The organism is Streptomyces sp. NPDC046215, assembly GCF_040646215.1.
Classification (GTDB): Bacteria; Actinomycetota; Actinomycetes; order Streptomycetales; family Streptomycetaceae; genus Streptomyces; species Streptomyces stramineus.
The window spans coordinates 43,781-55,764 of record NZ_JBEYZW010000001.1 but is presented as its reverse complement, the minus strand read 5'-3'; the positions used below and the strand labels follow the sequence as shown (position 1 = coordinate 55,764).

General features: G+C 71.2%; 16 protein-coding genes. 7 read left to right on the top strand and 9 right to left on the bottom strand.

Annotation, left to right across the window (positions count from 1 at the left end):
• Positions 1–34 precede the first annotated feature (34 nt).
• From ABZ951_RS00280 to ABZ951_RS00255, 6 genes are all read right to left on the bottom strand, one after another.
• The gene (locus ABZ951_RS00280; RefSeq protein WP_344093990.1) at positions 35–1,999 is read right to left on the bottom strand and encodes an AAA family ATPase; all 1,965 of its coding nucleotides are present in this window, start codon (positions 1,997–1,999) and stop codon (positions 35–37) included.
• Between the two features lie 92 nt (positions 2,000–2,091).
• On the bottom strand, positions 2,092–2,829 hold the full coding sequence (locus ABZ951_RS00275; protein WP_344093974.1) for a DUF4255 domain-containing protein: 738 nt from the start codon (positions 2,827–2,829) through the stop codon (positions 2,092–2,094).
• A gap of 166 nt (positions 2,830–2,995) precedes the next feature.
• Positions 2,996–3,652: a response regulator transcription factor gene (locus tag ABZ951_RS00270; protein WP_344093972.1), complete on the bottom strand. Its 657-nt coding sequence runs from the start codon at positions 3,650–3,652 to the stop codon at positions 2,996–2,998.
• A 241-nt stretch (positions 3,653–3,893) separates the two neighbouring features.
• Positions 3,894–4,841, bottom strand: coding sequence for a hypothetical protein (locus ABZ951_RS00265; RefSeq protein WP_344093970.1), 948 nt, complete (start codon positions 4,839–4,841; stop codon positions 3,894–3,896).
• 236 nt (positions 4,842–5,077) lie between these two features.
• Positions 5,078–5,494 carry a DNA-binding protein gene (locus ABZ951_RS00260; protein WP_344093968.1) on the bottom strand — a complete coding sequence of 139 codons (417 nt, stop codon included), beginning with the start codon at positions 5,492–5,494 and terminating at the stop codon, positions 5,078–5,080.
• Positions 5,491–5,754 carry a CopG family transcriptional regulator gene (locus ABZ951_RS00255; protein WP_344093966.1) on the bottom strand — a complete coding sequence of 88 codons (264 nt, stop codon included), beginning with the start codon at positions 5,752–5,754 and terminating at the stop codon, positions 5,491–5,493. The genes ABZ951_RS00260 and ABZ951_RS00255 overlap by 4 nt, the downstream gene beginning before the upstream one ends.
• A gap of 160 nt (positions 5,755–5,914) precedes the next feature.
• Here ABZ951_RS00255 and ABZ951_RS00250 point away from each other — a divergent pair, with 160 nt between their 5' ends.
• The 5 genes from ABZ951_RS00250 (at position 5,915) to ABZ951_RS00230 (ending at position 8,532) form a co-directional block, all read left to right on the top strand.
• Positions 5,915–6,061: a hypothetical protein gene (locus ABZ951_RS00250; protein WP_344093964.1), complete on the top strand. Its 147-nt coding sequence runs from the start codon at positions 5,915–5,917 to the stop codon at positions 6,059–6,061.
• A gap of 105 nt (positions 6,062–6,166) precedes the next feature.
• A complete protein-coding gene (locus ABZ951_RS00245) occupies positions 6,167–6,433 on the top strand; it encodes a hypothetical protein (RefSeq protein ID WP_344093961.1) in 267 nt (88 codons plus the stop codon).
• Positions 6,402–6,935 carry a DUF6879 family protein gene (locus tag ABZ951_RS00240; RefSeq protein WP_344093959.1) on the top strand — a complete coding sequence of 178 codons (534 nt, stop codon included), beginning with the start codon at positions 6,402–6,404 and terminating at the stop codon, positions 6,933–6,935. Before ABZ951_RS00245 ends, ABZ951_RS00240 begins: the two co-directional genes overlap by 32 nt.
• Positions 6,936–6,949: 14 nt before the next feature.
• Positions 6,950–7,798 (top strand): helix-turn-helix transcriptional regulator, encoded by an 849-nt coding sequence (locus tag ABZ951_RS00235; RefSeq protein WP_344093957.1) that lies wholly within the window; start codon positions 6,950–6,952, stop codon positions 7,796–7,798.
• A 350-nt stretch (positions 7,799–8,148) separates the two neighbouring features.
• On the top strand, positions 8,149–8,532 hold the full coding sequence (locus ABZ951_RS00230) for a DUF6415 family natural product biosynthesis protein (protein ID WP_344093955.1): 384 nt from the start codon (positions 8,149–8,151) through the stop codon (positions 8,530–8,532).
• Between the two features lie 120 nt (positions 8,533–8,652).
• Here the strand turns inward: ABZ951_RS00230 and ABZ951_RS00225 are convergent, their stop codons facing one another.
• Positions 8,653–8,835, bottom strand: coding sequence for a DUF397 domain-containing protein (locus ABZ951_RS00225; RefSeq protein ID WP_344093952.1), 183 nt, complete (start codon positions 8,833–8,835; stop codon positions 8,653–8,655).
• The gene (locus ABZ951_RS00220; RefSeq protein ID WP_344093950.1) at positions 8,747–9,685 is read right to left on the bottom strand and encodes a helix-turn-helix transcriptional regulator; all 939 of its coding nucleotides are present in this window, start codon (positions 9,683–9,685) and stop codon (positions 8,747–8,749) included. The genes ABZ951_RS00225 and ABZ951_RS00220 overlap by 89 nt, the downstream gene beginning before the upstream one ends.
• 217 nt (positions 9,686–9,902) lie before the next feature.
• Between ABZ951_RS00220 and ABZ951_RS00215 the strand changes: the two genes are divergently transcribed.
• Both ABZ951_RS00215 and ABZ951_RS00210 read left to right on the top strand, forming a co-directional pair.
• A complete protein-coding gene (locus tag ABZ951_RS00215; RefSeq protein WP_344093948.1) occupies positions 9,903–10,085 on the top strand; it encodes a hypothetical protein in 183 nt (60 codons plus the stop codon).
• Entirely contained in the window at positions 10,082–10,351 is a 270-nt protein-coding gene (locus ABZ951_RS00210; protein ID WP_344093946.1) for a hypothetical protein, read from the top strand. Before ABZ951_RS00215 ends, ABZ951_RS00210 begins: the two co-directional genes overlap by 4 nt.
• 100 nt (positions 10,352–10,451) lie before the next feature.
• Here ABZ951_RS00210 and adh read toward each other — a convergent pair whose 3' ends face one another.
• On the bottom strand, positions 10,452–11,975 hold the full coding sequence (gene adh, locus ABZ951_RS00205; protein ID WP_344093943.1) for an aldehyde dehydrogenase: 1,524 nt from the start codon (positions 11,973–11,975) through the stop codon (positions 10,452–10,454).
• Positions 11,976–11,984 lie beyond the last annotated feature (9 nt).

Genomic DNA, 11,984 nt, shown 5'->3' with positions numbered 1-11,984 from the left:
CGGGGCGGCCGGAAGGCCCGGGCAAGGCCCGCTGTCACCAGCTCGTCTCGCCCGGGACCAGCCGGCCCGCCTTGCGGTACTCGCGGCGGGCGCCTTCCCACAGGTCGCCCGCGGTGACCGGCTCGTCCCGGCCGGCCGCGAGGTAGGCGGCGGTGACCACCGCACCGCGGATCGCGCCGCCGGCCAGCTCGAAGCCCCGGGCGAGGCCGTCGACGTCGATGTCCCCGGCGCCGGGCACGTGCGACAGGCCGTGCCGCCACAGCGCGCGGCGCTGCCCGGCGTCCGGGAAGGCGAAGTCGACCACCAGGTCGAGGCGGCGGGTGAACGCGTCGTCGATGTTGGCCCGCAGGTTGGTGGTCAGCAGGGCGATGCCGTCGAAGGACTCCAGACGCTGGAGCAGGTAGGCGCTCTCCATGTTGGCGTACCGGTCGTGGGAGTTCTTGACCTCCGAGCGTTTGCCGAACACGGCGTCGGCCTCGTCGAAGAGGAGCACGGCGTCCGTGCGGTCGGCCTCCGTGAAGATCCGTTCGAGGTTTTTCTCGGTCTCACCGATGTATTTGTCCACGATCGAGGACAGCTGGACCACGTACAGGTCGACGCCGAGATCAGCGGCGATCACCTCCGCGGACAGCGTCTTGCCGGTGCCGGACTCGCCCGCGAAGAGTCCCAGGACGCCGCGTCCGCGACCGCCGCCGGCGCTCAGCCGCCAGTCGCCGAGCACCCGGTCGCGGTGGCGGGCGCGCAGGGTGAGCTCCCGCAGCTGGGCGAGGGGGCCGTCGGGCAGGACCAGATCGCGCCAGTCCACCGCCGGCCGGATCCGGCGCGCGTGCCGCTCCAGGCCCGAGGCCGACTGCTGCCGGGCGGCGAGCCGCACGTGGGCGGCGGTGATCGGGATCCCGTCGAAGGCGGCGAGCGCCGCCGCGGCGCGGGCGGCACGGGAGAGGTGTTCACCGCCGAGGTGGTACGGGGCCACCGTGCCGGCCAGGTCGAAGCCGTCGGCCGCCGGCCCCAGCGCGGCACGCCAGGAGGCCGTGCCTCCGGCCGGCCGCCGGGGCGCCTGGAGCACCAGCGGGTCGTGCGCCGACCATTGCGGATCGTAGGGACGCGAGTCGGCCAGCAGCACGGTGACGTCACCGGCCGCCGTCAACTCCGCCACCATCGGCCCCGGTTGCTCGGGCAGGCCGCACACCACGACCGCCCGGCCGGTCAGGCGTGCCTCCCGCAGCAGCTCCGGGACGTGGTCCGGGGGCCCCGCGAAGCGCAACGCGTCGACGCCCGCCTCGCACAGGGCGGACGTGAGGATGGCCGGCGCGTCGCCCTCACGGTGTTCGCGCAGGTAGGCGCTGAACGGTCCGTCGCCGAGGCGTGCGGCCAGCCGTCGGACGAAGTCCTCGTCGAGCTCGGCGCCGGGCAGCGGGTCCGGCATCGGCCGCAGCATGCCGAGGAGCGCGGCGTCCGGGGTGTCGTCCCCCAGCAAGTGGGCGGTGAGCCGGTCGGGCACGGACAGCGAGCGGGTCAGCAGCGGCCGGTCGGCGTCCTCGACGGCCAGCAGACCGAGGGCGCGCAGCGGAGCCGAGCGGTGGAACCGGGCGCGGGCCCCCGGCAGGTACGCGGGCGTCCCGCACAGGTCCAGGGCGAGGCCCACGGTGGCGCGGCGGCGGCTCACGTCGTCGTTGAGGTAGCCGTAGAGCGGCTCGAAGGTGCGGTCGAGGTCGGGGGCGAGAGCGATGAGGAGCACGGCCGTGTCCAGCTCGGTCAGCCGCAGCCGGGCGGCCGTCCGGGCCAGGCGGTCGTCGGCGTCCTGCGGCCGCTTCACCGGTGTGCCCGGCCGTACGCCCGTCTCCGGCGCCGCGGCCGGCACCGTGCCCTGCCAGGTGCCCAGCAGGTGGCCCACGGCCTCCTCGGACAAGTACAGGCCGCGCAACGGGTCGTCCGCGGTGGGGTCGTCGGCGGAGCGGTGTTCCACCAGCGCGGTCACCGCGTGCCGCAGCCCGGCCAGCCGTGCGAGGAGCGCGCGCGCCGGACCGGCCGCGCGGGGGTTCCCGGGGGCGGAGGTCGTGGGGCGGCGGGGGCCGTCCGCGGGCCCGGGCCTCACGCCTGCTCCGTGCGGCTCTGCTCGGTGCTCTTCTGCTCCGTGCGCTGGTGAATTGTTCTCTTCTGCTCCGTACGGCGCGCCGCCGCCTGCTCGCGTGCGGCGCGGGCCGCCGCGACCTGCCGGGGCCGGTGGGCGCGCTCCTCCGCCCGGGGCGGGCCACCGTCCACACCGCCTACCCTGACGGCCGCGCCTTCCGTGACCGGGGGCCCCGCGTCGTAGTCGGGGAACGCCGGGAACGGCACGGTCATCGCGACGTCCAGGGAGGGCTTGAGCTCACCGCCCAGCGCGGACCAGATGTCGGCGAGGGAGCGGGTCTCCGGCCGGCTGCCGCCTACCGTCACGGGCACCGCCAGGCCGAGGCGCCCGAGGGGTTCCGGAAGATCCCCCGCCGCGAGCAGTTCGTGCGGCAGCAGCGTGGCCAGCACCGCGGACAGCAACCGGTGTTCGTCCTGCGGCGTCTTCGTCCAGGCCGTCACCAGGTAGGAGATCCGGAACCAGCGCGGCGGGCGACGGCGGCGCACGACGATGTCCCGGTCGTCGCGCAGCTCCGCGCGTCCGCGCTGCCGCCGGGACACGTCCTCCCGGACGTCGTACAAGTAGGCGTTGACCACGGGCGCGTTGCGCCGGGCCGCCCAGTCACGGCTGGGCACCTCGAAGGACACCTCGATGCCGGACCCGGCCAGTGCCCCGCCGCCGATGAGGCCCTTGAGGGCCTCGTCCACCTCATGAATCACTTGCGCGCTCCCACCTGCCGGCCGCCGCCCCCGCCGGCTCCCGGCGGTGGCTCCGCGCAGCCCCGCCGCCGATCGTGGCCCCCGCGCCGCCCGGGGCGCAGGCGCGCCGGGGACGGCGGCGGGGCAGCGTTCGTGCCTCAAGGGGCCGCCCCTGCCGCCCGCCCGGTCAGATGTAACCCTCACGGAGCGCGTACGCCACGGCGTGCGAGCGGTTGCGCAGATGAAGGCGGGTGGTGAGCCCGTGCATGACGTTTTTGACGGTGCGCTCGGAGTACGACAGCTTGGTGGCGATCTCCGAGGTGTCGAGTCCCTCGGCCACCAGCCGCACGACGTCCACCTCGCGTGACGTCAGCCCCAGGAAGGCCCCCGGGTGGTCGGCGCCGCCCCGGTGCAGGCTTCCCACCTGGCTGATGAGCCGGCCCAGCAGATCCGCGGGCAGGTCGCCGCCGCCTTCGGCCGCGGTCAGCACCGCCTGCACCAGCCGGTGCGCGGTGGCCTCGCGGCGCCAGACGATGGCTCCCGCGCCGCACTCGATGACGTCCAGCAGTTCGTTCTCCCGGATGGTCCCCACGACGAGCACCACCCGCGCTCCCTCGCCGCGCACGATCCGCCGCAGCCGGGCGAGCACGGCCTCGTCGAGCGCGTCCTCGACGAGCACGGTGACGGCCGCGGAGCCGTCACTTTCAGAGAGGTCGACCTCCGGGTGGCGGCGCAGCAGACTGAGAACCCCTTCGCGGCTGATCGGATCGGGCGCTGTGACCGCCACCCGTACCCGGCGCGCGGTCGGTACGGAAGCCGTGGGGGCCGGATACGAGCTGAACAAACGATTCCCCTGTTCTGTCCACCGGTCTTCTATCCACCGGCACGTCCCGGTGCGAGCCGTCGGGCCGGCGGGACGTGACCGCGGTACCGACGATGCCGCGGGGGAGGGGAAGGCCGCGTCGGCGAGAACTACGTAGCCGGGGCGCTACGTAATCCAGCGCGGGGCGGGCACGGCCGAGGCGAGGGATCGAGGCGAGGGACCGAGGCCGCACCTCCTCAAGCCGTGCGCGCCGAGGGTGACTTCAGTCGGGTAGTTCGACGTTCCACGTGCGGTCGCCCGCCGGCCGGGCCGTGATCTGCGCGGTCGCTTCCGGGTGCTCGGGGTCGAACGTCGATTCCACCCGATGGACCATTTCGGTACTGGTCCAGGACGGTCCCTGCTTGGTGAACCGGCCGCCCAGCTTGCGGCGGACCTTCCAGCGGAACTTGACCTCGTAGGAGCAGAGCCAGTAGCCGTTCGTCATCGCCTCGCCGCTCGAGAATCCGGGGCTGTCGTGGAAGGTGATGTGCTCGTCGTTCTTGGTGACCGTTCCGTCGATGGTGTTGTAAGGCGGATGGAAGAGGCCGTCGACGACCCACGGCGTCTTGGCTTTCGCGGGATGGTAGTTCACCGAGTTCGGTGAGATCTGAAGATTCTGGTCGGTGACCTCCTGCCAGAAGTCGTACGCTTCCTCCGCCGGCGTCGTCATCCCGTCCGCCCGCACCAGCGTCGCCTGCTGTTCGAAGCCGATCTGCTGGCGGGCGGTGAGGGACTGCACGGTGGGGCCGGCATAGCTGGAGGTGAACCGGAGGGTGGGATTGCCGATCTCCTCCGGCTCCTCCGCTATCTCCTTGCCCTTCGCCGACGTCCCGGCCCTGCCGCTGCGCGTGGTCCTGGTCGCCTGCTGCTTCTGCTCGACGCGCTGCTGTCGCTGCGGCGGGCTCTCGCCCCGCTCGATGCCGGCCTCGCCCTGGGTCCGCTTCGAGCGCGTCCCCGGCGCGGCCCAGGGAATCTTCGGCCCTCCGGCCCTGGCCCGGTCGATGGCCAAGCCCACCGCCTTGTTGCCCGCGGCGGGCTGGAGGGCGCTCGCCTGACCGGGTGTCATCGGCCGGTGCCCGGGGGCGAAGCGACGCTCGGGCGAACTGTTCCCGGCCGGCCGGAAGAGCTGCCCGGCGCCCTCGGCCTGCTCCCGTTCCTCGCGCACACGCACAGCGGGTGCTCCTCTCGTAGCGGCGGCGTCCCAGCAGCGCACCGGAACACGGTCCGGACGACGGTAGGCAGCCGACGGCCGCCGCTGCCAGAACTCCGGTGCAGGCGGCGGGGCAGCGGGGGCGGTCATCGGGGGCAGCCGGGCGGGCGGTACGACGCTCGGTGACCTTCGGGTAGAAGAGCAACCCGGCGCTGTCGTTGCTCTGCTTGACGCGGTCGAGGAGAGCCGGGCGCTGGTCAGATCTTGATCACGGTCGCGCGTGCGCCGCACAGCGCGATGATGTCTTCCGGGTCGGAGGTGAGGATCGTGACGGGGCCGGGCGCGGCGAGAGCGATGGCGCTGAGCATGGCGTCGATGGCGTACTTGTGTCCGTGCAGTCCCGCGTCGGCGAGCAGTGCGGCGGCGTGGCGGGCGAACGGCTCGGTCACCGGTTCGACGACGATCCTGGACAGCGTCCATTCCAGGGCCGGGCGGTTGATCCGGGGGTGGACCACCTCGACGAGAGTGGCCGCGGACGTGATCACCCGCAGGTCGTCGGCGCGGGCGAGAGCGAGCCAGGCGGTGACCGTGCGGTCACGCAGGACGGCCTTGGCCAGCCCTTCGCTGTCCAGAACGAGGGTGCCGCCCGGCGTGGCGGCCGGGGAATGGGTCACGCGGCGTCCGCCCCGCCCTGCGTCTGCTCCAGGTGCGCCTGGTGGAGTTGATCGCGCAGAGCCTGGATCTCCGCGTCGGTGATGGCGCCGTGTTCGGCCTCGGCAACACCGATGAGGTCGTTGAGATTGTCGCGTTCGATCTGGCGGGCGACCGCGGCGGCGACGTAGGCAGACAGCCCGGACGGACCACTGCGGCTGCGGGCGGCTTCCGCGATGTCCCGGGGCATCGTGATCGAATACTTGCCGGTAGGCTCGCTCATGCTACCTATCCTACCGTTGATCCTCCTCGCGCATGGTCTCCAGTCGGCCGGGTCACCTGTCCGTGAGGCCGTCACCTTCTATCAGCCGGTCACCGGGGACGGGCATCAACCGTGGGACTCAGGTTCCACCGGCCCCGGTGATCACCTACCGGCTGGGTGTGTGGCTGGTGGACACACACCGGGACCCGCCTTCGAGGCCCTGTTCACCCGATTTCCCGACCTCGCCCTCGCCACCCCGAACTACGAGATCCCCTGGGAGGCCAACCTCGTCTCCACCAAGCCCGCTTGCCTGCCCGTGGCCTGGTGACGACTGTGGCCGGGCGGCGTCCTCCGCGCGCTCTTGACCGCTGACCCCGGTGCGCGAGACCGTCGTCGCGCAACTAAGCGCAACGAACTCGATACGGGGAGTGTCATGAGCCTACGGTTCGTCGGGATCGATCCGAACACCGGAGGCGGTGGGTCGCCGACGGTGTGGGTGGAGGAGGAGAGCGCCGATCTGGTCCTGCAGGGCGCGGAAGCCGAAGAACTGCTGAGAGCGCAGGTCGGCGGGACGGAGTGGGTCACCGGCCATACGGTAGGGATCCCGGCGCATGAGACGGTGATCCGTATCCCGGTCCGCATGGTGGCGATCCTGAGGGAGGCGTGCGATGTCGCGGAACAGCGTGCCCGATTTTGCTGAACTGCTCAGGGGCGCCCAGCACTCGGCGGTGCACCTGGAGATGCGCGATCTGTACGCCGTCGGTGACGAGGCCGGCCTGATCGAGCGGTTCGCCCGCACCGGGGAGATCGTGCTGGACCCCACCGCGTCGTTCTGGCCGGGGTGGCTCGCCACCGTGCAGGACGCTCTGGCCCGGGGTGTCGTCATGCGCCGCGCCCGGATAGTCTCCGAGCCGGTCACCGATTACATCCGCTGGGAGCACGCCGTGACGGCACTGAACCTGGGCGCGGGCGAACAGGTCCGCTGGCTGCCCAGACGCCGCGCCTCGGACATCGCCTTACCGGGCAACGACTTCTGGCTGATCGACGACCGGCTGACGATGTTCCACTTCTTCACCGGTGACGGCGACTGGGCCGACCCGGCGTTCGAGATCACCGGGGACCCCGCGGCCGTGCGGCTGTGCGCGACGGCGTTCGAGGCCGTCTGGGAGCGCGGTGTCCCCCACGAGAAGTACACCGTCTAGGCGGCGGGCCGCTCATGAGCGCTTCTCCTTCGTCCAGCGCCCAGGGAGCCCGTGAGGCGCTCGCCGTGCGCTTGCAGCACCTGCGCAAGGACGCCGGCCTCACCGGGCGCGAGCTCTCCGCCCGGTGCGGCTGGCACCCGGCGAAGACCACCCGTATCCAGAAAGGCGAGGCGCCGCCCTCCGACGCGGACATCCGCATCTGGTGCGCGGCCTGCGACGCCGGCGACCAGGCGGAGGACCTGATCGCCACCGCCCGCGCGGTCGACTCGATGTACGTGGAGTGGCGTCGCCTGCACCGCCACGGAATGCGCAAGGTCCAGGAGGACTTCTACGCCCTGCACGAGCGGACCCGCATCTGCCGGGTGTACGTCTCCAACGTGCCGCCCGGATTCTTCCAGACACCGGCCTTCGCGACCGCCCTCATGAACCAGATCACCGCCTTCCAGGGCACCCCCGACGACGTCTGCGAAGCCGTCGCCGCCCGGCTGGCACGCTCCCGGTTCCTGTACGAGGGCGATCACCGCTTCGTCGTCCTCATGGAAGAGTCCGTCCTGCGCTTCCGCACCGCCGACCCCGATGCCATGAAGGGGCAGCTGCTCCACCTTCTGGCCGTGATGCCGCTGGCGTCCGTGTCCCTGGGGCTCATCCCGTTCACCGCGCAGCGCGTCGTGTGGCCGCTGGAGGCGTTCTACCTCTTCGACGACGTTCAGGTCCTGGTGGAGACGCTGACAGCCGAGATCAACGTGACACAGCCGCGTGAGCTGGCCGACTACGCGAAGGCGTTCGACAGCATGGCGGAGGTGGCCGTGTACGGGGACGAGGCCCGCACGCTCATCCGGGCCGCGATCGACGCCCTGGGGTGAACCTCCGCAATTTTCCGCAACTTCGTTGAGGGCTGACCTCAACACTGCGTAGCGTTGGCAGCACCTGACGGACCACTAGCCGGAGAGGCGTGGCCGCATGCGCACACACACCGACACCTCAGCTGCGAGAGCCGCCGTGCGACCCGCACCCGCACGCCCTCGTAGGGCCCCGGCGGACTGACCGCGGTGGGAGCTCCGGTTCGATCGTGAACCGTGCATCACTTCCCGCCGTCTGCGCGGGGGCCTACCGCCCGCTCCAGGAACTCCGCTCCCGACGCCCGGGCCCCCACGCCGGTGACGGAGCCCGGCCCCGGCCTCGTGACTGACCAGCCAGTCGACGGAAGTGACGCATGAACACACCCGACACGCCCGGGGCCGACCGGCCTCGGCTCGACCCGATGATGACCGGCACGTCATGCCCGCTCGATCTGGTCAGCATCCGGGCCACGGTCCGGCGGGCCCTGGTGGAACGGACCTCGCCCCCGGCCGCGGCGGAGGTGGAGGAGATCACCAAGGCGCTGCGTGGCCATCTGGAGGCGATGATCCACCGGGCGCAGGAGCAGGCCGGCCATCTCAGCCGGGAGACCCCGGCGCGGGAACACTGGCAGCACCTGATCGACCAGACGCGGGCCTGCCTGTCACAGCCCCGGGGACGCGCCCTGCAGGGCACCCGCCTCTACATGCAGGAACTGGGCCGGTGCGCGCGGTTCCTGGCGGACTGCCTCGACGAATAGGCCCGGCTCCTCCCCGCCTGCCGGGGCGCGGGAGAGGTGTCCGGCAGCCGGATCTTGCCGATGCGCGGTGATGTGAAGGCCCCGGTCCGCTGGTGGCAGACCGGGGCTTCCAGGGTGGGGTTACGCGGTCTGTGGCGCGGCCTTGACGTGTGTCACGAAGGTGGACCAGGCCGATGGGGACAGCAGCAGTGCGGGGCCTGCGGGGTTCTTGCTGTCACGGACCGGGACGACGCCGGACGGGGCGAATGCGGGGGCCCATTCGACGCATTCGCCGCCGTTGCCCTCGCTGTAACTCGACTTCACCCATATCGGGTGGGGAAAGTCGTGGGTGGTGCTCATGGGTGTACGCCTCCATTGCGTGCCGGACGAGAGAGAGGGATTCGTGACGTGACAGAGCGTCGGCGCGCAGGCGCTCGTACGCATCCCGTGCGTCGGAAACCGCTTGCGCCGAGTCGTCGATCTGCCCTCTCGTGTAGGTCTCCGCGTACAGGACTTCGCTCTCGTCCTGTCGCCTGAGCACAATAAAGGGCGTCCCTCGCGCCGGAGTGCCCGCACTGGCGGGGAACACTTGCAGACTGATGCGCGGCGACTCTGTGGCCGCGATCAGGTGCCCCAACTGGCCCCGCATGACCTCTGCGCCGCCCACTCCCGACCATAGGACCGACTCGTGGAGGATCACCCACAGGGACGGCGGGTTGGGGCGGTCGAATAGTTCCCGGCGCCGCATGCGGCGTTCCACGCGCCCTTTGATCTGGGTTGTGGTCTCCTCCGGGTGGGCGGCCCGATAGACGGCCCCGGCGTACTCCGGCGTTTGCAGTATGCCCATCACGAAGAGGCTTGAGTATCCGCAGATGGCTGTGGCTTCCCGTTCAAGTTCGAGGTACGGGATGAACCAAACGGGATTCCCCGCGTCAGCCGCTCGCTGCCGCATCCGCGCGTAGACCCCGGGCGTGCCGAACACCCGGTCGCACTGTTCGGCGAACTGAGGCGAGGCCAGTTGCTGCCCCGTCTCCACCTTGCTGACGTACGGCTGTCGGCAGCACAGCATGACGGCGAGCTGCGCCTGCGACCACCCGCGCGCCTCACGGGCGAACTTGATCTCCGCGCCGAACGTGTCGGCCGGCGACTCCGGTGAGTCCGACTCATCGCTCATGTGTTCAACTCCCCTGATTCCAGCGCTTTTTGGGATGGCTGAAGCCCTGGTCAGCGTAGCGGGGCCAGTGGAACCTGAGTCGCACGGTTGATGCCCGTTCCCCCTGAACGGGACACATGGAGGCTCGAACGAAATGACGACACCAACAACCCCGTTGATCACCTACCGACTGGGTTTGTGGCTGGTGGACACACACCGGGACCGAGTGGGAGAGGTCATGGCCACCGACGACGGCGCGATCCAGCTCCGGCCGCCGGGTGGTGGGCTCGAATGGGACGCCTCGCTCCAGGGCGTCCGACTGGCCACGGCTGCCGAACGGCGGGCCGCAGGCGTGGCGACGGAGAGTCAGCCGTTCGTCGTCAACCGGAGCGGCACTGCCACGAGGGGTGGGCACGCGTGATCGGCCCGCACCCCATCTGGGGTCTGCCCGGCATGGTCCCCGTGGCGCACACCGGCGGGCCGCCCGCCTACCCGACCCGGCGGGAGTGCGGTATCTGCCGACGGTTCCGACGTGCCGTCGCGGAAGCTGAGGAAGCCGCCGCACGCGAATCCGAGAACAAGTCCGAAGGGGCGGCTTTTCGTGCCGCGCTGTATCTGAATAACGCCGCCGGGTACCGCAAGGCTGAGGCGGACCACTTGGAACGCGTGCCCCACAAGGGCGCCTGAGGCGCTCAACGGGCAGCGGTCAAGGTCGATAGCTCAGACCGCCCCGCCCGTGCGTCTTTCCCAAGACGTGCGGGCGGGGCCCTCCATGCGCTGACCGGCCCTAAAAGAAGCCCAGCTTCTTCGGCGAGTACGACACCAGTAGATTCTTCGTCTGCTGATAGTGGTCCAGCATCATCTTGTGCGTCTCCCGGCCTATCCCCGACTGCTTATAGCCGCCGAAGGCAGCATGCGCCGGGTACGCGTGGTAGCAGTTCGTCCAGACGCGGCCCGCCTGGATCGCCCGGCCCGCTCGGTAGGCCGTGGTGCCGTTGCGGGTCCAGACGCCCGCGCCCAGGCCGTACAGGGTGTCGTTGGCCGTGGTGATCGCGTCGTCGAAGTCCTTGAAGGGGGCCACCGCCACCACCGGGCCGAAGATCTCCTCCTGGAAGACCCGCATGCGGTTGTTGCCCTCGAAGATCGTGGGCTGGACGTAGTAGCCGCCCGCCAGTTCGCCGCCCAGGTCCGCGCGGGCGCCGCCGGTGAGGACGCGGGCGCCTTCCTGCCGGCCGATGTCGAGGTAGGAGAGGATCTTCTCCAGCTGGTCGTTGGACGCCTGGGCGCCGATCATGGTGCTGGTGTCCAGGGGGTGGCCCGCGACGATCTGTTCCGTGCGGGCGACAGCCGCCTCCATGAAGGCCGCGTAGTGGCCCTGCTGGACGAGGGCGCGGGACGGGCAGGTGCAGACCTCGCCCTGGTTGAGGGCGAACATCGTGAAGCCCTCCAGCGCCTTGTCCAGGAAGTCGTCGTCGGCCGCCGAGACGTCGTCGAAGAAGATGTTCGGGCTCTTGCCGCCCAGCTCCAGCGTCACCGGCTTCAGGTTCTCCGACGCGTACTGCATGATCAGGCGGCCGGTCGTGGTCTCGCCGGTGAAGGCGATCTTCGCGACGCGGGGGCTGGACGCCAGCGGCTTGCCGGCCTCCACGCCGAAACCGTTGACGACGTTGACCACGCCCGGGGGCAGCAGGTCGGCCACCAGGTCCAGCCACACGTGGATCGACGCCGGCGTCTGCTCCGCCGGCTTCAGGACGACCGCGTTGCCCGCCGCGAGCGCCGGGGCCAGCTTCCAGGTGGCCATCAGGAGGGGGAAGTTCCACGGGATGATCTGGGCGACGACGCCCAGCGGCTCGTGGAAGTGGTAGGCGACGGTGTCCTCGTCGAGCTGGGAGAGCGTGCCCTCCTGGGCCCGGAGGACGCCCGCGAAGTAACGGAAGTGGTCGATGGCGAGCGGGATGTCGGCGGCCAGGGTCTCGCGGACGGGCTTGCCGTTCTCCCAGGACTCGGCGACCGCGAGCGCCTCCAGATTCGCCTCCATGCGGTCGGCGACGCGGTTCAGGACGGCGGCGCGGTCGGCGGGCGAGGTGCGGCCCCACGCGGGGGCCGCCGCGTGGGCGGCGTCCAGGGCCCGTTCGACGTCGTCGGCGGTGCCGCGCGCGATCTCGGTGAACGGCTGCCCGTTCACCGGCGTGGGGTTCTCGAAGTACTGGCCGAGCTTGGGCGCCACGTACGCGCCCCCGATCCAGTGGTCGTAGCGCGGCCGGTAGGAGACGACGGCGTCGGGGGAACCGGGGTCGGCGAAGCGAGACATCAGGGACGG

Coding starts and splice junctions, on each gene's coding strand:
- ABZ951_RS00245 (WP_344093961.1), top strand. CDS start 6,167: ATGAGCCTACGGTTCGTCGGGATCGATCCGAACACCGGAGGCGGTGGG.
- ABZ951_RS00215 (WP_344093948.1), top strand. CDS start 9,903: ATGGCCACCGACGACGGCGCGATCCAGCTCCGGCCGCCGGGTGGTGGG.
- ABZ951_RS00255 (WP_344093966.1), bottom strand. CDS start 5,754: ATGAGCGAGCCTACCGGCAAGTATTCGATCACGATGCCCCGGGACATC.
- ABZ951_RS00230 (WP_344093955.1), top strand. CDS start 8,149: ATGAACACACCCGACACGCCCGGGGCCGACCGGCCTCGGCTCGACCCG.
- ABZ951_RS00235 (WP_344093957.1), top strand. CDS start 6,950: ATGAGCGCTTCTCCTTCGTCCAGCGCCCAGGGAGCCCGTGAGGCGCTC.
- adh (WP_344093943.1), bottom strand. CDS start 11,975: ATGTCTCGCTTCGCCGACCCCGGTTCCCCCGACGCCGTCGTCTCCTAC.
- ABZ951_RS00220 (WP_344093950.1), bottom strand. CDS start 9,685: ATGAGCGATGAGTCGGACTCACCGGAGTCGCCGGCCGACACGTTCGGC.
- ABZ951_RS00240 (WP_344093959.1), top strand. CDS start 6,402: ATGTCGCGGAACAGCGTGCCCGATTTTGCTGAACTGCTCAGGGGCGCC.